This window comes from Streptomyces spinoverrucosus (genome assembly GCF_006539505.1).
Lineage (GTDB): Bacteria > Actinomycetota > Actinomycetes > Streptomycetales > Streptomycetaceae > Streptomyces > Streptomyces spinoverrucosus.
This window is the reverse complement of the sequence record NZ_BJND01000002.1, coordinates 37408-55754: the sequence shown is the minus strand read 5'-3', so window position 1 is coordinate 55754 and position 18347 is coordinate 37408. Positions and strand designations below refer to the sequence as shown.

General features: G+C 69.5%; 15 protein-coding genes. 6 read left to right on the top strand and 9 right to left on the bottom strand.

The window, feature by feature from the left end; all coding sequences use genetic code 11:
* Window positions 1-36: 36 nt before the first annotated feature.
* From SSP24_RS00275 to SSP24_RS00260, 4 genes are all read right to left on the bottom strand, one after another.
* Window positions 37-1002 (bottom strand): sigma-70 family RNA polymerase sigma factor, encoded by a 966-nt coding sequence (locus tag SSP24_RS00275; protein WP_141306479.1) that lies wholly within the window; start codon window positions 1000-1002, stop codon window positions 37-39.
* A 93-nt stretch (window positions 1003-1095) separates the two neighbouring features.
* Window positions 1096-1524: a DUF2267 domain-containing protein gene (locus tag SSP24_RS00270; protein WP_141306478.1), complete on the bottom strand. Its 429-nt coding sequence runs from the start codon at window positions 1522-1524 to the stop codon at window positions 1096-1098.
* Between the two features lie 48 nt (window positions 1525-1572).
* Window positions 1573-1794 carry a hypothetical protein gene (locus SSP24_RS00265; RefSeq protein WP_167529467.1) on the bottom strand — a complete coding sequence of 74 codons (222 nt, stop codon included), beginning with the start codon at window positions 1792-1794 and terminating at the stop codon, window positions 1573-1575.
* A gap of 27 nt (window positions 1795-1821) precedes the next feature.
* On the bottom strand, window positions 1822-2712 hold the full coding sequence (locus SSP24_RS00260) for an SDR family oxidoreductase (protein ID WP_141306477.1): 891 nt from the start codon (window positions 2710-2712) through the stop codon (window positions 1822-1824).
* A 291-nt stretch (window positions 2713-3003) separates the two neighbouring features.
* Between SSP24_RS00260 and SSP24_RS00255 the strand changes: the two genes are divergently transcribed.
* The 4 genes from SSP24_RS00255 (at window position 3004) to SSP24_RS00240 (ending at window position 7535) form a co-directional block, all read left to right on the top strand.
* The gene (locus SSP24_RS00255; RefSeq protein WP_141306476.1) at window positions 3004-3804 is read left to right on the top strand and encodes a matrixin family metalloprotease; all 801 of its coding nucleotides are present in this window, start codon (window positions 3004-3006) and stop codon (window positions 3802-3804) included.
* Window positions 3805-4034: 230 nt separating this feature from the next.
* Window positions 4035-6179 carry a telomere-associated protein Tap gene (gene tap, locus SSP24_RS00250; RefSeq protein WP_141306475.1) on the top strand — a complete coding sequence of 715 codons (2145 nt, stop codon included), beginning with the start codon at window positions 4035-4037 and terminating at the stop codon, window positions 6177-6179.
* A 12-nt stretch (window positions 6180-6191) separates the two neighbouring features.
* Complete coding sequence (tpg, locus tag SSP24_RS00245; protein ID WP_141306474.1) at window positions 6192-6746, top strand: telomere-protecting terminal protein Tpg; 555 nt, start codon at window positions 6192-6194, stop codon at window positions 6744-6746.
* Window positions 6747-6794: 48 nt separating this feature from the next.
* The gene (locus SSP24_RS00240; RefSeq protein ID WP_141306473.1) at window positions 6795-7535 is read left to right on the top strand and encodes a VOC family protein; all 741 of its coding nucleotides are present in this window, start codon (window positions 6795-6797) and stop codon (window positions 7533-7535) included.
* A gap of 63 nt (window positions 7536-7598) precedes the next feature.
* Here SSP24_RS00240 and SSP24_RS00235 read toward each other — a convergent pair whose 3' ends face one another.
* The 4 genes from SSP24_RS00235 to SSP24_RS00220 all read right to left on the bottom strand — a co-directional run bounded on the left by SSP24_RS00235 (window position 7599) and on the right by SSP24_RS00220 (window position 13867).
* A complete protein-coding gene (locus SSP24_RS00235) occupies window positions 7599-8759 on the bottom strand; it encodes an amidase domain-containing protein (RefSeq protein ID WP_229864819.1) in 1161 nt (386 codons plus the stop codon).
* A 164-nt stretch (window positions 8760-8923) separates the two neighbouring features.
* Complete coding sequence (locus tag SSP24_RS00230) at window positions 8924-10210, bottom strand: polysaccharide deacetylase family protein (RefSeq protein ID WP_141306471.1); 1287 nt, start codon at window positions 10208-10210, stop codon at window positions 8924-8926.
* Between the two features lie 57 nt (window positions 10211-10267).
* Entirely contained in the window at window positions 10268-12610 is a 2343-nt protein-coding gene (locus tag SSP24_RS00225) for a transglycosylase domain-containing protein (protein ID WP_373306648.1), read from the bottom strand.
* A gap of 462 nt (window positions 12611-13072) precedes the next feature.
* Entirely contained in the window at window positions 13073-13867 is a 795-nt protein-coding gene (locus SSP24_RS00220) for a class I SAM-dependent methyltransferase (RefSeq protein ID WP_141306470.1), read from the bottom strand.
* Between the two features lie 241 nt (window positions 13868-14108).
* Between SSP24_RS00220 and SSP24_RS00215 the strand changes: the two genes are divergently transcribed.
* Entirely contained in the window at window positions 14109-15716 is a 1608-nt protein-coding gene (locus SSP24_RS00215) for a hypothetical protein (protein WP_229864820.1), read from the top strand.
* On the opposite strand, the gene SSP24_RS00210 is transcribed toward SSP24_RS00215, so the two are convergent.
* Window positions 15694-16920 carry a cytochrome P450 family protein gene (locus SSP24_RS00210; RefSeq protein ID WP_141306469.1) on the bottom strand — a complete coding sequence of 409 codons (1227 nt, stop codon included), beginning with the start codon at window positions 16918-16920 and terminating at the stop codon, window positions 15694-15696. The two genes, SSP24_RS00215 and SSP24_RS00210, sit on opposite strands and share 23 nt — an antisense overlap.
* 105 nt (window positions 16921-17025) lie before the next feature.
* On the opposite strand from SSP24_RS00210, the gene SSP24_RS00205 reads away from it, so the two are divergent.
* On the top strand, window positions 17026-18312 hold the full coding sequence (locus SSP24_RS00205; protein ID WP_141306468.1) for an FAD-dependent oxidoreductase: 1287 nt from the start codon (window positions 17026-17028) through the stop codon (window positions 18310-18312).
* Window positions 18313-18347: the final 35 nt, after the last annotated feature.

The following is an 18347-nucleotide window of genomic DNA, read 5'->3' as shown; positions in this document are numbered from 1 at the left end:
CCCAGCGGCCGCGCTCCGTACCTCAGGCCTGGGTCGTCAGGTCGCCCACTCCAGGAGCCGCTCGCCCGGCTCCTGCTCCCGCAGCTGCGCCAGCGACTGCTTCTCCAGTTGACGGACGCGTTCGCGCGTCAGACCCACGTGCTTGGCGACCTCCTGCAGGGTGCGCGGCCGTCCGTCGTGCATGCCGTACCGGAGGCTGAGGATCATCGCCTCGCGCGGTGCCAGCGTGTCCATGGCGCCCCTGAGTTCCTCGGCGAGTGCCTGGAACTCGGCAACCTCCGGGGCCTGCAGCACCTCGGTGTCGGCGATGAGGTCCCCGACGACCGTCTCGCCGGTCTCGTCCACGGGGGTGTCCAGGCTGACCACCTGCCGTCCGACCCTGCGCAGCCAGGTGACCTTGTCCTCGGCGACACCGCCCTCGCGGGCCACCTCCTCGACGGTCGGCTCCCGGTCGAGACGCAGACGCAGCGTGCGTTCGACCTTGGCGAGCTTCTGCAGCTGCTCCACGACGTGCACCGGCAGCCGTACCGCACGGGCGTGCGTCGCCACGCCGCGTTCGATGGCCTGGCGGATCCACCACGTCGCATAGGTGGAGAACTTGAAACCCTTGGTGTAGTCGAACTTCTCCACGGCCCTGATCAGCCCGAGGTTGCCCTCCTGGATGACGTCGAGCAGGTGCAGCCCGCGATGGGCGTGGCGCTTGGCCATCGACACCACGAGGCGGAGGTTGGCGCGGACCATGTGGTCCTTGGCCGCCTGCCCGTCGCGCATGGCAGCCTCCAATTCGCGCCGCCGCTCAGGCGTCAGGTCGCGGTCGCCGCTCGCGGCCTGCTCCAACTCCTCCATGGCGCGCACACCGGCCTCGATGCGCTGCGCCAGCCGGACCTCGTCAGCCGCGTCGAGCAGCGGTGTCGCCGCGATCTGCCGCAGATACTGGCCCAGAAGATCCGGTTCCTGATCGGGCTCGGGAACAGCACTGAGGCGGCTTGTCGCGGGAGCCATCGTCGCGCTCCTGTTCTTGGCATTCTTCGCACGTACGTCCCGGACACCTCGGGTACCCGAGGGGTCGTGACCGAACCCACGCGCATGTGCTCGCTACTCCGCGGGCTCGTCGGCCCGTGCCGTGGGCAGCAGTTCGCGGATGTCGGTGGGCAGGGCGTCGGTCAGCTTCCGCATCTCCTCGGGCGAGACCGCGGCGTCGAGAACCTCCAGCACCGCGGCGCAGTACCGGAGTGCCCTGTCCTCCGTGGTACCGGCCCGGACGGCGACCCGCCCGGCGAAAGCCGTCAGGTCGAACCGCTCTCCCGCACCGCTCGGCCGTCCCTCCGAGGCCGCCGAGTCGGTCACGTCATGGATGCAGGCCGCCAGATCGCGGGGGAGCTGCGCGGCCATGTGGTCGGCGAGACCGGTCGGCACCCTTTCCGCCAGCGTCTGGAGCACCGACCGGGTCGCGAGCTCGGTGGACCCACGATCCGGGAGGTGAGCCAGGGCCTGCACTTTGCCGATCATTTCGTCGTGCCGCATGTTCGTGGTTCCTTTCCGTGCCCTTGCCGGTGAGGCGTACCCCTCCCCTCACCGGTCTCGGGGCTGACTCTCGGCTCCGGAACGGGCTTCCGGCCCCCTCTCGCCGGGCAGCGATCGCTCCTCTTCCTCGTCGTCGCGTTCCCCCTCCGCCTGGGAAGGAGTGGTCCGGGGTGGGTCGGCGGCACGCCGGCCCGGGTCGCGCAGCAGGGCCTCGATGCCCATGTCGTCGTCCCGCTCGCCTTCGGCCTGGGACGGTGTCTGCTCGCTCATCGCTGTGCCTCCGGGATTCGTCCAGTGCTACGGCAGGGGCGTGCCACCGGTCGCGTTGAGGATCTCCGCCGTGATGAAGCTCGCCTCCTGGGAGGCCAGGTAGACGTACGCGGGCGCCAGCTCGGCGGGCTGTGCCGGCCGGCCCAGCGGGCTCTGCTTGCCGAACTCCACTGTGTCGGGCAGCGTGGCCGGAATCAGCGGCGTCCACACCGGCCCCGGCGCGACCGCGTTGACGCGGATCCCCCGCTTGGCGAGCATCTGGGCCAGCCCCTGGGTGAAGGTCACGATCGCGCCCTTGGTCATCGCGTAGTCCAGCAGGTGCGGGCTGGGTTTGTACGCCTGTACCGACGTGGAGTTGATGATGCTGCCGCCCTCCGGGATGTGGGGCAGGGCGAACTTCGTCAGCCAGAACATCCCGTAGAGGTTGGTGCGCATCACCCGGTCGAACTGCTCAGTCGGGATCGCCTCGATACCGTCCGGCTGCGACATCTGGTAGGCGGCGTTGTTCACCAGCACGTCGATACGACCGAACTCGCCGACCGCCCGCTCGATCAGCGCCCGGCAGTTCTCCTCCTCGCGGATGTCGCAGGAGACCGCGACCGCCTTGCGGCCTGCGTCCTCCACCAGCCGGGATGTCTCGCGCGCTTCGTTCTCCTCCTGCTGCAGGTGGGTGAACAGCACGTCCGCGCCCTCACGGGCGAACGCGAGCGCCACGGCGCGGCCGATGCCGGAGTCCCCGCCCGTGATGACGATCTTGCGGTCCGTGAGCCGACCGGCGCCGCGATAGGACTCCTCACCGTGATCCGGCGGTGGGTCCATCGGACCGGTCCAGCCGGGGTGCGGCTGGTCCTGCGCCGGAAACTCGGGCGTCGGGTGCTGTGTCACCGGGTTCTGGCGGGTGTGCTGCGGGTCGGTCACGTCGGCCTCCTGCGTCCCGTACGGGTCCGGACGAGCGCACGAGTTCCCACCCGGCACCGTTCGGAAAACGCAAGGCGTTGCGCGGTCGTGCGTATTGTCATGGCATCGACACGCCGTTAGCTTGTCGTGTACACGCCTGGCATTGACCGTGCCGGGTCGGGGGCGGGGGAAATTCGGGGGCCGGAACAGATCCTTCTGGGCGGCGAGCGCCGCCTGTCAGCAGACCTCACTTTTCCCTTCCCTGCTCAGTGCGCCATACGACCACCACCGAGCAAGGGAGAACACTCCACCATGAAGCGCCTGTTGAAAGGCAGAACCAACGGCTGGGTACTGACGGTGCTCACCGTGCTCGCCGTGAGCCTGGGGATACCGGCCCAGGCCGCCACACCGAGCCCCAAGGCCGCACCCGCAGCGGGCCAGGCCGACGCGACCGGCAACGTCTACGCGGTCGAGGAGCACGCCGACGGCACCACGTCCGTCGCGGTGTACCGTCCGGCGCCGGGGATCACCGCCGCCGCCCTGGTCAAGAAGCTCAAGGCGAGGGGCTTGCAGGGGGTGCAGGCGCCCGCGTCGGGTGACGTGACGACACTCGCGCTGCCCTGCTCGTACGGCTCGGCCCGCACACTGGAGTGCTCGCCCGTCCGCTGGGCGCACAACGGCTACGCCGACCCGCAGGTGTACTTCCTCGACCACACCTCCTCGGCCTGGCCGATGACCGCCGTGGTCCCGAAGTGGCACGAGTCGGTGGGCATCGACTCCTACTACCGGTGGTACACGGCGGGTTGCCCGGGCGGCGGACGGCACTGCGTGCACGCCTACAGCAGCAACTACGGCAACACCGGCTGGACCGGCGTCACGTACTACCGGTACAACGGCGACCGGTACTTCATCGACGGCAGCGTCTCGATGCAGCTGAACGACTACTACGGCGGTACCGCCGCCCAGCGCCGCAACACCGCCTGCCACGAGGCGGGTCACGTGCTCGGGCTCGGCCACGGCACCTCCACGTCGAGCTGCATGTACAGCTCGCGGACATCGACCACGGTGCCGAACGCGGACGACTTCGCGCTGCTGCCGCGTATCTATCCGTGACATCCCTGACGCGGGTTCTGCGGAACCAGCCGTAGAGCGCGCACTGTTTTGACGCCCAGGGCGGATCGTCTCCGCCCTGGGCGTTCCCCGTCTGTGCGTCGAGTTCGCGGCGATGGCCGCGCCCAGTTGTGCCCGATGATCAGGACCTCGCGTGCGATGAACGCCGTCGGTACGCGCTTGGTACGCGAAAGGTGCGCTTCACGCTAGGGTGGCGGCACAGGAGGTGCACCATGTCCGAGCTGTTCAGCGCGGTCGACGCCCTGGTCGCGTCCCGCTCCCCCCTGCCGCCTCCCGCGGAGCGCAAGCGGTTGCGCCAGGCGCACGGGCTGACGCTGGACGAGGTGGCCGCCGCGCTGCAGGTGCGGCGGGCGACGGTGAGCGGCTGGGAGGCGGGCCGAACGGAGCCGCGGCCGCCGGAGCGGGAAGCGTACGCACGCCTGCTGAAGCAGCTCGCGGAACTCTACCCCGCCGACACCAGCGACCCCGCGCCCGCGCAGGACACGGCCGACGAGCACGCCACCCCCACCGACCCTGCCCCGGCCCCGGAAGCCGCCACCCCGGCGGAGCCGTCACCGCCGTCGCCTCGCCCGGGCCCGAAGAAGGCCGCCCCCAGGACGACCCCTGCCGCGGCGGCGGGCACCGACCCCCGATTCGCGAACGGCCCGCTCGCCGTCGTCGATGCCGACGCCGACCGGCAGGTCACGGCGTACTGCGTCGGCGGACTGGTCCTGGACGTCCCCGCCAAGTCGCTCCCGGCGCTGCTGGAGTGGACGCTGAAGGAGGCACAGCTCGGGGCGGAGAAGCTGCATGGTTCCGGCAAGGACGCCGATCCTCTGCTGGTGCTCACCGAGGCCGCTTGCCGGCGGTACGGGCTGCCCGTGACGCTGTCGGAGAGCGACCGGCTCGCCGGGCGGCTCCCGGACGGGCACAAGATTCTCAAGCAACTGCAGCGCGCGGACTGGCAGTTGACCAAGCGTGGGTTCGGCCCGTGGGCGCGGATCTACCGCCCCGCCCAGGGACGCACGCGGCAGTGCGTGCAGTTGTGCGTCCCGTCATGGAACGCCCTCGACGCGCGCACCTGGGGCGACGCCGCGCAGTTGCCGCCGGCCGAACTCGCCCGGCTGCTCGGCACGTACGCGCGGCGCGTGATGACGCCGCGCGGCTCCACCGCCGTAACGGGGCTTGAGCTGATGACCGCCCTGAACCCGCCGACCCGCGCGAGCGAACCGGACGAGACCGGCAAGCGGCACAAGGAACACCGGCCCGGATCGCTGGGCGAGCACCCGATCGACTGCGCCCCGTGCGAGGCCCCCGACGGGCACCCGCTGCTCGCGGATCTGCCCCGGTTCCACCAGCGGGGACCTGCGGAGATGCTGTTCGAGGAGGCCTACGACTGGGCGCGCGAGCTCACCGACGCCGAGTGCATGCGGCGCTACCTGGTCGGCATCGACGTCAACCTCGCCTTCGGCGCCGCCGCGAACGGCGTGGTCGTCGGCCTCTCCCAGCCGCCGGTGCATGTCACCCGCCCCGCCTTCGACCCGACGTTGCCCGGTGCGTGGCTGGTCGACCTTTCCCACGTCGACCTCTCCCGTGTCCTGGTCGGCAAGCAGTGGCGGCGGCTCGAAGGCGAGTTGCTGCCCAGCCCGTTCACGCCGACCGGCGAGCGGCCCACGGGCCCGGCCTGGTACGCGACGCCGACGGTGGCGTACGCGGTGGAGCTCGGCTACGAGGTCGCGCCGGTCGAGGCGTGGGTGCGGCGGGAGAAGGGCAAGTACCTGGACGCCTGGTACAAGCGGCTCCGCAACGCCTACGTCGACACCATGGCGGACCTGGGCGTGGGCGAGAAGCTGACGCCGGGGGAGTTCCTGGAGGCGATGGACGGCTACAAGCAGCGCGACCCGCAGATGGCGATCGTCCTGGACGCGATCAAGTCCACGGTGAAGGGCGGCATCGGCAAGCTGCGTGAGCGGGCGCGCGGCGGCGGCTGGAAGCCGGGCCAGGCGTGGCCTGCTCTGTCACGGGCGACGTGGCGGCCCGACATCCGCGCGGCCGTCATCTCCCGGGCCCGCGTCAACATGCACCGCAAGATGGTCGCCCTCGCCGCGGCCACCGGCAGCTACCCGGTGGCGGTCCTGTCGGACTGCGCCGTGTACGCCGCCGACGGACCCGGCCCGCTGCACGTCCTGCCGTACGACGCCGAAGGCCGGACGGTGCCCGGCAGCTTCCGCCTCGGTGTGTCGCCCGGCATGGTCAAGCACGAGGGCACCCAGACCACCCTGTGGGCCGAGGAAGTGCGCGAGAAGCACGGCCAGTTCCTCAACCTCGCCCGGTACATCAAGACGGGCGAGGTCAGCGCCAAGGACGACGGAGAGTAGGAGACGAGTCCGATGGACACGGTCGGGGAAGGCCTGAACGCCGCGCTGCAGAAGGCGTTCACCCGCCCCATCCCGAAGAGCGCGGGCGCGCAGATGCGCTACCTCGTCAAGCAGCTCAAGGGCACCAGGCCGGTGGCCGAGCTGCTCGGCATCACCCAGCGCACCGTCGAACGGTATGTGAAGGACCAGATCAGGCGCCCTCGCCCGGACCTCGCGGACCGGCTGGAGCGCGAGGTGAAGCGGCGGTGGCAGCCGCAGATCCGCGCCAGGGCCAAGCAGACCGCGGCCACCACGGGCGGCATCGTCATCGACACCCGCGCCCGCTTCGGTTACACCGCCGCACCCGGCACGACCGACGACGCGAGACTGCGCCACCTCACCGTGGCGCTGCCACCCGAGTACGCGGCGCGCCTGTTCGAGGCACAGGAACAGGGGGCGACCGAACAGCAGCTGCGCCGCATCGCGGCCGAGGGCCTGGGCGAGATCTACTTCCGCGACCGCAACCGACGCGCACACGGCCTCGACGTGGAGTTCACCGATGTCGAAGACATCGGCTTCGACCTGTAGCCCGGCCTCGCACCGCGGGGGTGATCGAGGCCATTTAGGATCGCCCGCATGGCACTGCGACCTGTTCAGGTGAACATAAAGGCTCTTGATACGTCGACGGTCGACCGGTTCTGGGCGGAGGCGCTCGGCTGGAGTGCCTACAGTCTTGGCGTGGTCACCTACGTCGGACCCGCCGGCGGCGTCGTTTGGCCGCACCCGGACGCCGTCTGCGTGGACGTCATTCCCGTCCCGGAAGCCAAGACCACGACAAAGAACCGTACGCACCTCGATCTCGCCACCACCTCTGCGGCCCATCAGGCGGAGTTGGTCGCGCGCCTGAAGGCGGTGGGTGCGACGCCCGCCGACGTGGGCCAGGGCGATGTGCCGTGGACGGTCCTCGCCGACCCCGAGGGCAACGAGTTCTGCGTGCTGGAGCCTCGGGAGATCTACTGGGACACCGGGCCGATCGCCGCGGTGGTGGTCGACTGTGCGGATCCGCGGGCCATGGCCCGGTTCTGGGGTGAGGCGATGGACTGGACCCTGCACGAGGTGACCGACGACCATGCGGTGTTGCGCTCCGCCAAGGGTGTCGGCCCGTATCTCGAGTTCCTCCGCACGCCCGACGCGAAGACCGTGCCCGACCGCATCCATCTCGACCTGCTGCCGTACCCCGGTGACGACAAGGCAGCGGAGGTGGCCCGGCTGCGGACCCTCGGCGCCACCGACCTCGACATCGGCCAGGGCGACGTCCCGTGGACGTGCCTGGCCGAACCGGAGGGCCACGAGTTCTGCGTCCTCGCCCCGTCCTGACGCTCAGCCGCAGCCGCTCCGGCCTGGCGGGGCCGGAGCGGCGGATCGGCCGGGCGGTGCCGATCAGGTGCGGTAGGCGTAGTACGCGGCGTTCGGGTACGACGCGATGATGCTCGCCACCGACCGGCGGTAGGTGTTGGTGGAGTGGTACGTCAGGTACGGCACGCCCTGCGGGCTGCGGTACGTGACGATCATCGTGTGGTCCTTGGACCCGTCCTTGTCGAAGTCGATCTGGAGCACATCGCCGACGTCCATCTGGTAGACGTTGGCGAGGCTGGTGACGCGCTTGGAGTTCAGCGCGAACCACGACCACTCGTTGACGCCGACGAACGAGTGCGACTGGATGTCGGCGTTGCCGAACCACCGCGTGTAGTCGTACACATAGCCGGGCACGTGCTTCCAGCCGCCCGCCTTCAGGGACTGGCTGACGAAGTTGGTGCAGTCGCCGCCCGCGCCCTGCCCGTTGAAGTCCGGGTAGTCGGGGTTGTAGTTGCGCCAGTACTTCTCCGCGTAGGCGGCCATCGCCTTGTAGTCGTAGCCGCTCGCGGTGAAGTTCTTCGGGTTGGACGGCGCGGGCCGGGTGATGGCCGCGCGCGGGGCCGACGGCATGGTGTCGTCGGCGGTGGTGGTGGCCGCGGCGACCTTGGGCTTGGCGGTCTGGTTGACCGCGAGATAGCCGTCGTCGGTCTCGCGGATGTCCGTCAGCCGCCAGTTGCCGTCCTTGTCGGCCTTGAAGGTCAGCTTGTGGTGCGCCTGGAATCCGGTCGTCCTCGGCTCATCGCCACGGACCTTCTTGTACGTCAGCGTCGTGGTCTCGGTGACCGCGACGACGGCCTTGCGGCCCCTGACGCTGGTGCGGTCCAGGGTGACGGAGGTGCTCGCCGCGCTGTACTTCTCGCCGAGCCGCGCGAGCCCGTCCTTGCGATCGCCGAGCTGATCCAGGGCGCTGTCCTCGGTGCGGGCGGCCCCGGAGGAGACCGCGACGTCGCCGGAGAAGCCGTCGATCAGAGGCTTCTTGCCCTTGCCCGGCTTGTCGACCAGCGCGTTGGTACGGTCGGTGAAGACCGCGTCGGCCAGTCGTTGAAACGTGGCCTTGGTCTTGGCGTCCACCTCGGGCTCGGCCGTGGACGCGCCCGCGCTCCAGTTGGGCAGCAGCGCCGCACCCGCGACGACCGAGGCGGCGGCCGCCGTGAGTATCGTCGCGCGACGCCGCGTACGGCTCAATTTCCTTGACTTCACTGAAGTTCCCCTCTTTCCCCGGCGCAGGACTGCCGAGGCAAGCGGAATCTTTGCATGCCGTGTGTGGCTGGTGTGAAGGGGGTTGCAGCCCCAACGGCACGGGAGTTATCGGACCGTCACCGACGCCCGCCGAGCCGGGCTGGGGGCGGTCACTGCACGACCGTGGACCAGTCCGGGGACTGCGCCGGGTCCAGGCTGCGCAGCCGCTCCAGCGTGGCCGGTTTCTGGACGTCCATCCAGTCGGCGAGCTCCTGGAACGACACGCACTTGACGTCCTTCTTGGTGCACACCGTCTTGATGACCTCGTCGACGGCCTTCATATAGATGCCGCCGTTCCACTCCTCGAAGTGGTTGCCGATGAACATCGGGGCCCGGCTGCCGTAGTACACGCGATTGAAGCCCGCCATGTAGGCGTCGACCGTCTCCTGCTGCCACTGCGGGTACATCGCCGGGTCGCCGTCGGTCTCGCCGTCGGACTGGTTGTAGAGGAAGTTGAAGTCCATGGACAGGCCCTGGTACTTGCCGCCCTCGTACGGCAGCATCTGGAGCGGGAAGTCCCAGATGCCGTTCTTCTTCCTCGGCCAGATCTGGAAGTCGCCGGCGGAGCTGGCGTCGTAGCGCCAGCCGTAGCTCTTGGCCGCCTTCAGCAGGTTCTCCTGGCCCTCCAGGCAGGGCGCGCGGCCGCCGGTGACCGCCTTCCTGATGTCGAAGGGCAGCGGGTCGATGTCGGTGTAGCCGGTGTTGGTCTTCCACTTCTCCACGAAGTCGTAGAACTGGTCGATCTCGCTCTTCCACTCCTCGACGCTCCAGTCGCCGCCGCCCTTCTCGCCGCAGAAGTGGCCGTTGAAGTGGGTGCCGATCTCGTTGCCGTCCTCCCAGGCGCCGGCGAGCTGCTCCAAGGTGGTGCGTATGTGCTCGTCGGTGGGGAAGCTGATCGCCGCGGTGCCCTTGGGGTGCTGCGGCGGGGAGTAGAGGTCGTTCTTGCTCTTGGGCAGCAGGTAGATGCCCGTGAGGAAGAAGGTCATATGCGCGTTGTACCGCTTGGCCATCTCCCGGTAGTGGGAGAAGAGCTCGTCGTCGCCCTGGAGGGCACCGTCCCAGGAGAAGACGACGAACTGGGGCGGTTTCTGACCGGGCTTGAGCGGCTCCGGCTTGAACTGGTTCTTCTGCGGACCGGTGTAGGACGTCGAGCCGTCACCCAGCACCTTGGTCTTGCCGTCCCACTCCGCCTCCTCGGTCGCCCGCGAGGACGACGGCTGCCCTGAGCCGTCCTTGGCCGACCCGGTCGAGGCGGTGCTGTTGGTGCGGGAGAGCACCAGATAGCCGGCGACGAGGGAGGTGACGACGAGGAACGCCGCCAGGGTGAGGAATCCCGGACGGGTCGCGGGGTGGCGGGGTACGCGGGCCTTGCGGCGGCGGCCCGACGGCTGTTTCATCTTGCGGCTCAATCTCTTGGGAACAGGGGCTGGGACGGTGCCGGTTCGCGTCGGTGATCAGCCGAGCGGACTCATGGCGCGTGACCAGATGCCGTACGGGACGCTGTCGGTTCCCGTGCCACCCAGTCCCTGGAGCGGCAGGGGTTCGAGGCTCTTGTTCAGGTCGATGCGGTAGACGACGACCGCGGTGGCCACCTTCTTGGCGGTGCCGACGTACCAGGCGGCCGTGTCGTCCTCGGTCGTGCCCACCTTGCCGGCGACCTCCGCGCCGGCGGGCGCGGCGTCCGGGTGGGCGGCCAGGAAGGCGTCGGTGAGGGCGGACTGGACCTCGCGGGCGGTGTCGGCGCCCATCGCGCGGCGGGTGGGCGGCGCGTCGAGGGCGACCTTGTGACCGTTGTGCGTGATGCGCCGCACCGAGTACGGCTCGGTGTGCACGCCGTCGGCGGAGAAGGTGGCGTAGCCGCTGGCCATGCGGATGGCGCTGGGCGTGGAGCTGCCGGTCGACAACGTGGGCACCTGGGCGCCGATGCTGGAGGGCAGCAGCCCGGCCGCCTCGGCGGTGGAGCGCACCTTGTCCAGCCCGGTGTCCATGCCGAGCTGCATGAACGGGGTGTTGACGGACAGGGCGAGCGCCTGGTGCAGGGAGATCTGCCCGTAGGACTTGCCGTCGTCGTTGCGTGCGGCGACCTTGCGGCCGCTGCGGTCCCAGTAAGGGCCCTCGGGCGTGGTGACGGGCACGCCGTCGTCGCCGTTGTAGAGGGTCTCCCCGGTCACCGGCGTGCGGTCGCCGTCGCGGGTCTTGCGTACGCCGTGCTCCAGTCCGGCGGCGTAGACGAACGGCAGGAACGCCGAACCGGCGGGCACGGTGGTCGCGTTGGACTCGTTGTAGCCCTGCGTACGGTGGTCGGGGCCGCCGTAGACGGCGAGGATCCGGCCGTCGGTCGCGATGGAGGCGGCGCCGAAATGGGCGGTCTTGGCGGCCTTCGGATCGTCCTTCTTGGCCTGCTCACGGGCCTTGGTGACGGCGTCGGTGAGCTGGGCCTCACGGTTCTTGTCGAAGGTCGTGTAGATCTGGTAGCCGCCGAGGTCGAAGTCCTTGTCGGAGATGCGCGCGGTCTTCTTGGCGTACTGGGAGGCGAGTTCCACCAGGTAGTCGCTCTGCTCGCCGGTGTCGTACAGCGGATTGCTCTTCAGCGGCGCGGGGAACGTCCGGTACTTGGCGCGCTCCTGCGGCGACAGCTTGCCGATCGCGACCATCCGGTCGAGGATCCACGACCAGCGCTCCACGGCCCGCTCGTGGTTCGCCTGGCTGAGCGTGGGGTCGTACAGGCCGGCACCCTTGAGCAGGGACGCGAGGAAGGCGGCCTCGCTGACGTTCAGCTCGCTGACGTCCTTGCCGTAGTAGGCCTGGGCGGCGCGCTGGATGCCGTAGGTGCCGCGGCCGAACCAGCTGGTGTTGAGATAGCTCTCCAGGATCTCGTCCTTGCTCATCTTGTTGTCGAGCTTGAGCGCGATCATCGCCTCGGTGAACTTGCGGGTGAGTGTCTGGTCCTGGTTGAGGTAGACGTTCTTGACGTACTGCTGGGTGATGGTCGACCCGCCCTGGGTGTCGCCCGCGCCGAGGGTGCGGAACAGGGCGCGGGTGATGCCCTTGAAGGAGACGCCGGGATCGCTGTAGAAGCTCGAGTTCTCGGCGGCGAGCACCGCCCAGCGGACGTCCTCGGGTACGTCCTCCAGCGGCATCGCCTGTCGCTGCACCCAGCCGGTGCGGGCCATCGGGGTGCCGTCGGCCCAGAAGTACACGTTGTCCTGCTGGGTGGCGTAGGTGTTGAGGTTGTCCGGGATGTCCGTGGCGGCGTAGGCGACGACCAGGAAGAGGGTGCTCAGACCGAGGGAGGCGAAGAAGCCACCGAGGGTCTGCCGCCAGGAGGGGACCCAGCGGCGCCATCCGGTGCGGCCCGGCCGGGGGTACTGCGGGCGCAGTCGGCGGGCGTAGGGGCCGAGGCGGGCGACGAGAGGGCCGAGCACGGGGGCCAGCAGGGGGCCGAGGGCCGCGGTGAGGCGGGCGGCGGGGGAGGGGCGGGGGGCTTTGCGGCGGCGCCGGGAGGGGGTGCGGGATGTGCGGGATGTGTCGGATGCGGTGTCAGATTGCTCGGATATGCCGGATGTGGTGTCAGGTTTCTGGGATATGTCGGATGAGGTGTCAGGTTCCTCGGAAATGCCGGAAGTAGTGTCAGACTCCTCGGATATACCGGATGTGGTGTCAGACTCCTCGGATTTACCGGAGTTGACCGAATCGGCGGATATATGGAACCCGGCCGGTATGCCGCCCTCGGGTATGCGCAGTTGCATGGTCTCGTCCGCGGCCGCTTGCGGCTGCGCCGGGATCTTCAACTGCATGGTGACGTCCGGCTCCGGGGCCTTCAACTGCATGGTGGCGTCCGGTTCCGGAGGCACCTCCTCGCCACTTTGATGGCGTCCCCCCTGCCCTCCCTGGGCCACCCCTGTGCCTCCCTCCGCACTCCGTGTTGCTCGCGCAGGCAGACCGTACAGACGTACGTGGTTTGGTGGTGTTGCCGCAGCAGCGGCCGCAAACCCTGACTCCCCCTCCCCGTCCCACCGGGGCATCGCGGCGCTCTCAAATTACCAGCGTTCTTCGCAAAGTCTCCACACGGAACCGGGCCGAAAACGTCACATCTGAAGCGACGGAATCCGCGGGCGGGAGCGGCACTGTCCGGCGTCACTGGCCGAACGCCGCCAACTTCCTCGCGACACGCCCGTCACACCGTTGCCGGTGTGTCATGGCGCGACGGCGCTCCCGCCCACCCGACCACGACACGCGCGTACGGCGGTCCGGGGCCGTCAGTCCGGCGCCCGGCCCCACGCCGTCAGCATGCCGGGGGACAACCCCGTGAACGCGGGGGAGTCGAGGCAGCGGACGGCCTCGTCCACGTCGGCGTCGTCCACCAGTCCCGTCGCGACCATCGCCTCCCGCGCCCGCTGCCACGTCTCGGCCCAGAAGCGGCTGATGGGACTGCCGGGCACCAGGGGCGGCACATGGATCTCCGCGGCGACGGACTCGAGCCCGGCGTCCTGCAGCAGTTGCGGACAGCGCGGAACCCACGTGACGTCCGTGCCGATCGTGTCCCGCAGTCCCTGCCACATGGCCCGCATCGCGGCCGCGTACGGGCCGTCCGGGGCGTATGCGGTGGTCAGGTCCACCGCGTCGCTGACGACCAGGATCCCGCCCGGCGTGAGCAGACCCGCCAGCCGGGGGATCACCTGTACCCGATCGGGCAGGTGCATCAGCAGGAAGCGTGCGTGCACCAGGTCGAAGCGGCCCGGCGCGAAGTCCTCGGACGTGACATCCGACTCGTACGGCGTCAGCCCCGCAACCTTCTCGGCGGTCAGGAACCGGACGTCCCGGTCCGCCGCCACGACCTCCGCCACCCCCGCCTCCCGCAGCAGCCGCCGCGCCACACTGCCCGTACCGGCCCCCACGTCGAGACATCGCCACCCCGGGCCGACGCCCAGCTGCCGCAGCCGGTCCATCGTGACGGCGTCGTACACGAGCGCCCCCAGGTCGATCCGGCTGTCCTCACCCGTGTCCTCCGGCCGGAACACCCGCTCGCCGTACCGTCCGGCGTGCTGTGCCATACCCCCATTGTCCCGCCGCACCCCAGCCCCCGCGCGCCGCGCTTTCCGCCCGTGTCGCCATGAAGCCAGCGTGTCCAGAACCTACCTCTGGATGACCGCCAGATGGCCACTCCGTATACTCCGCCGGAGCACCGCCCAGCCCAGCACCCGGCCAGAGAGTCCGCACGCCGTTATGAAGAATTCCCTGCCCCCGCTGTCGCCCAACTACGCAACACAAAAAAACCGCGCCTACAAAGAAGGCGTGGAGGTGCACGGGAAGTGGCCGGTCGAATTCCAGTTCCGCCCGGCCCAGGGCGACCACCGGCACCTGCTGGTGGTGTTTTCGTCCGTGGGCAGCAAGTACGGATTCGGTAACGCGCTGGAGAGCGTCAAGTGCAACATCCTCAGGATTCGTGACCACTTCGACGGCGGGGCCTCCTACTACGTCGCCAGGAACATGGACTTCAGTGTCACTGAGTCCATACAGGCCCTCATAGCGGACTACATGCGACGTCTGCGCGTGACCCGGGACGAGGTGACTCTCCTGGGTGCTTCCAAGGGCGGAAGCGCGGCGCTCTACTACGGCCTGAAGTACGACTACAAGAACATCGTGGCGTCGACGCCGCAGTATTTCCTCGGAAGTTACTCAAAGGGCCACGGCCAGCTCGGAGACGCCGTCCTCGGCGAGGGGCAGTCCGACGAGAACGTGGCCATCATGGACGCCGTCATGAAGGACGTCCTCGAAAAGGACACGGACCTCAAGCGGAACATATACGTTGTTTCCTCTCCCGGGGATTACCAGTACGAGCAGGAAGTCAAGCACTGTCTCCCCGCGCTGCGGGAATACGAGAACTTCAACTTCCTGTTCGTGGAATCTCCCACGGTGCGACGGCACGACGAGGTGGTCCGGCAGGCGCTGCCGTCCATTCTGAGCATCGTGTATTCCCTGACCGAGGGAGCCGCACCCCGATGGGGAGAGGTCCGGATAGGAGCCGACCCCGAGGACCCGGAGGTGGCCGCCGAATACCTCGCCGAGCTCCGAAAGCGCGACACCGCTCTGGCCACCCTCAATCGTGCCGAGTTCGCGGACGGGCATCTCCAGCTGAAGGGACACGCCTTCCTGCCGGGCGAGTCGGCCGATGGTCCGACTGCCGAGACCAAGCAGCTCGTCCTGGAGAAGAACGGCGAAACCTGGGCGTACCCACTGGAGACGACCAAGGAGATCCGGCTCTACCGGGACTACTTCGACGAGTACTTCTGCGAGTACGCCACGGGCGGGTTCGCCTCTCAGGGAGACCTGACCTTCACCGAACTCCCCCAGGGCACCTATGACGTTTCCGTCTGCGTCACGAGCAAGGACGAGGGGATCGCACGGCGAACCCGGCTGATCTCACAGAACGCGGTCGACCGACGCCAGGCCTGCGGCGACTCGGAGCTTCTCTTCCGCGGCGGCAAGGGCGGCCTCAAGGTGGTCAAGAGGAGCATCGTCGGGGTCGATTCCGGCGGAGTGTGCTTCTCTGCCGAGAAGGTGGCGGTGCGCGACCGGAAGATCCAGGCGGAAGGTGTCTTCTTCCTGCCCGGAAGGAATGCCGACCGCGACGCGCACGCCGCCTACTACCTCGTACTCCAGGGCAGGGCCGGATGCCACTCCTTCCCGCTGAGCGTGCAGAAGAACCCCGACGCCGTGCGGCCGCACAAACAGCCAGGTGACCTCGGCAACTACGACTCCGGATACTTCAGCACCGGGGCTGACGGAATCGACGTCTCGGACATTCCGGCTGGAAAGTACAGCCTGCTCGTCTCCATGAGCGTCGGCGGTGCCCTGTTCACCAAGAAGGCCGGGAGGGTCACCCTGAAGAACACCCGCTGAAGGTGACGGGTAGCCGCACCGGGCCGCGCAGCCCGCCGGGCCGCCAGCTCAGCTCGGCCGGCGGCACGGCCAGGGCCAGGTCCGGAAGGCGGCGCAGCACCGTGCCGATGGCGATCTGACCCTCCAGCCGGGCGAGAGGCGCGCCCAGGCAGTAGTGGATGCCGTGCCCGAAGGCCAGATGACCGTTGTCCTGCCGGGTGACGTCCAGCCGGTCGGGGTCGGGGAACCGTGCCGGATCGCGATCGGCGATCGCGGACGCGATCAGCACGGTCGCGCCGCGCGGGATCGTCACGCCTGCGATCTCCACGTCCTCGCGTGCGAACCGGGCGATGCCCGGGCTGACCGGACCGTCGTAGCGCAGGAACTCCTCGATCGCGCCGGGCAGCAGTTCAGGATCGTCCCGCAGCAGCTGAAGCTGGTCGGGGTGGGCCAGGAGCGCGGCGATGCCGCCGCCGATCAGATTGACCGTCGTGATGTACCCGGCGACCAGCAGCAGGAACGCCATGGAGATCAGCTCGTCCTCGTTCAGCCGCTGCTCCTCGTCGCGGGCGCTGATCAGCGCACTGAGGAGATCGTCCGCGGGCCGGGCGCGCTTGGCCTCCAGAAGCTTCGTGAGGTACCCGCGCATGTGCTGCCACGCCTCGTTCACGATCGCGGGGTCCGGCATCTTTTCCCCGCGCAGCAGCATGTCGTCGGTCCACCGCTGGAAGTCGTACCGGTCGTCCACCGGTACGCCGAGCAGTTCGCTGATCACGGTCACCGGCAGCGGGAGCGCGAAGTCCGCGACGAGCTCGGCCCGGCCCGCCGGCACCACCGCGTCCAGCAGCCGGTCGGTGATCTCCTGGATGCGGGGCCGCAGCTCGGCGACCCGGCGCGCGGTGAACGCCTTCGAGACCAGGCGGCGCAGCCGGGTGTGATCGGGCGGGTCGGAGCGCAGCATGCTGCTCATCATCGATTCGCGCTCGACCTCGGGCAGCTGGCCCAGGAGGCGGGGGTCCGATGCGTCACGGACATCGCTGCTCAGTCTTGGGTCGGACAGCGCCGCGAGACCGTCCTCGTAACGGGTGACCAACCAGGCGTCCAGGCCGCCCGCGATGATCGCGCGCCGGACCGGGCCGTCCTCGCGCAGCTGTCGGTAGAGCGGGAAGGGATCCGCCACGAAGGCCGGATCGGAGTAGGGCAGAAGGACCGGCTGCTGGCTCATCACGCCTCCCGGGCACGTAGCAACCATGCGCGAAGGTTTGCTGCTACTTGTGGGTATGTATACCAGTGTGACCTATTGGTGGCGCCGGTGAAGGGACGAAGCGCGATGGACTCAAGGGACACGAGGGACGCGCCGGCGTCGGGGGAGCGGACCACGTGCTGCGTGGTGGGCGGTGGGCCCGCCGGAATGGTCCTCGCCCTGCTACTGGCCCGGGCCGGGGTGGCGGTGACGGTCCTGGAGAAGCACGGCGACTTCCTGCGCGACTTCCGCGGCGACACCGTCCATCCGACCACCCTGGCACTCCTGGACGAGCTCGGCCTCAGTGAGCGGTTCGCCCGGCTGCCGCAGCGGCGGGTCACGACGATCCAGCTGCCGCTCGGGCCCGACCGGTCGCTGGTCACCGTGGGGAACATCGGCGCGCTGCGACGCCGGTACAACTACATCGCGATGGTCCCCCAGTGGGACCTGCTCGACCTCCTCGCCGACGAGGCCGGCCGGGAGCCTGCCTTCTCCCTGCGCATGAACACCGAGGCGACCTCGTTCCTCGTGGAACGGGGACGCGTCACCGGGGTGTCCTACCGCACGTCCGACGGCCGCACCGGCGAGCTGCGGGCCACCCTCACGGTGGCCTGCGACGGCCGGGGATCGCTGGCCCGCTCGCTGCCCGACCTGGAGCTGCGCACCTTCCGCTGCCCGATGGACGCCTGGTGGTTCCGGCTGCCGCGGCGCGAAGGCGATCCGCACGGGCTGGTGGGGGGCGTCGGCGACCGGTTCCTCAGCGCCATGATCGACCGCGGGGACTACTGGCAGTGCGCCGCGCTGATCCCCAAGGGCAGCGACGCACGGCTCCGCGCAGGCGGTCTCGACCAGTTCAGGGAGGCGTACGGGACTGCCGTCGCGTGGGTCGCGGACCGCATGCACACCCTCACCTCATGGGACGAAGTGAAGCTGCTCGACGTACGGCTGGACCGGCTCCGGCGCTGGCACCGGCCGGGGCTGCTGTGCATCGGGGACGCGGCACACGCCATGTCGCCGGTGTTCGGCATCGGCATCAACCTCGCCGTCCAGGACGCGGTGGCCGCCGCCCGCCACCTCGTCGGGCCGCTGAGCGACTCGGCGGCAGGCCTGCCTGCGGCGGTACGCCGTGTCCAGCGCCGCCGCTGGCCCACCACGGCCCTCACCCAGGGCCTGCAACGCTTCGCCCACAGCCACGTCATCGAGCCCCTCCTGCTGGGCCGACCGCCCCTCGGCGACCCCAAGCGGGCCAAGCGCCTGACCGAACTGGTCACCACCTCACGCTGGGTGAACCGGGTGCCCGCCTACTTCCTGGCCTACGGCGCCCTGCGCGAACGCCCTCCGGCCGCGTCGGTGCGCCGACCCTCGACGAGCTGAGCCTGAGGTCCCCGACCTGTCGGGTCCCGGCCCGC

Bases quoted from the DNA above. Each gene is read 5' to 3' on its own strand.
- SSP24_RS00265 (WP_167529467.1), bottom strand. From the start codon at position 1,794: ATGAGCGAGCAGACACCGTCCCAGGCCGAAGGCGAGCGGGACGACGAC.
- SSP24_RS00270 (WP_141306478.1), bottom strand. From the start codon at position 1,524: ATGCGGCACGACGAAATGATCGGCAAAGTGCAGGCCCTGGCTCACCTC.
- SSP24_RS00210 (WP_141306469.1), bottom strand. From the start codon at position 16,920: ATGAGCCAGCAGCCGGTCCTTCTGCCCTACTCCGATCCGGCCTTCGTG.
- tap (WP_141306475.1), top strand. From the start codon at position 4,035: ATGTCCGAGCTGTTCAGCGCGGTCGACGCCCTGGTCGCGTCCCGCTCC.
- SSP24_RS00255 (WP_141306476.1), top strand. From the start codon at position 3,004: ATGAAGCGCCTGTTGAAAGGCAGAACCAACGGCTGGGTACTGACGGTG.
- SSP24_RS00240 (WP_141306473.1), top strand. From the start codon at position 6,795: ATGGCACTGCGACCTGTTCAGGTGAACATAAAGGCTCTTGATACGTCG.
- SSP24_RS00225 (WP_373306648.1), bottom strand. From the start codon at position 12,610: ATGCAGTTGAAGATCCCGGCGCAGCCGCAAGCGGCCGCGGACGAGACC.
- SSP24_RS00220 (WP_141306470.1), bottom strand. From the start codon at position 13,867: ATGGCACAGCACGCCGGACGGTACGGCGAGCGGGTGTTCCGGCCGGAG.
- tpg (WP_141306474.1), top strand. From the start codon at position 6,192: ATGGACACGGTCGGGGAAGGCCTGAACGCCGCGCTGCAGAAGGCGTTC.
- SSP24_RS00205 (WP_141306468.1), top strand. From the start codon at position 17,026: ATGGACTCAAGGGACACGAGGGACGCGCCGGCGTCGGGGGAGCGGACC.
- SSP24_RS00230 (WP_141306471.1), bottom strand. From the start codon at position 10,210: ATGAAACAGCCGTCGGGCCGCCGCCGCAAGGCCCGCGTACCCCGCCAC.
- SSP24_RS00275 (WP_141306479.1), bottom strand. From the start codon at position 1,002: ATGGCTCCCGCGACAAGCCGCCTCAGTGCTGTTCCCGAGCCCGATCAG.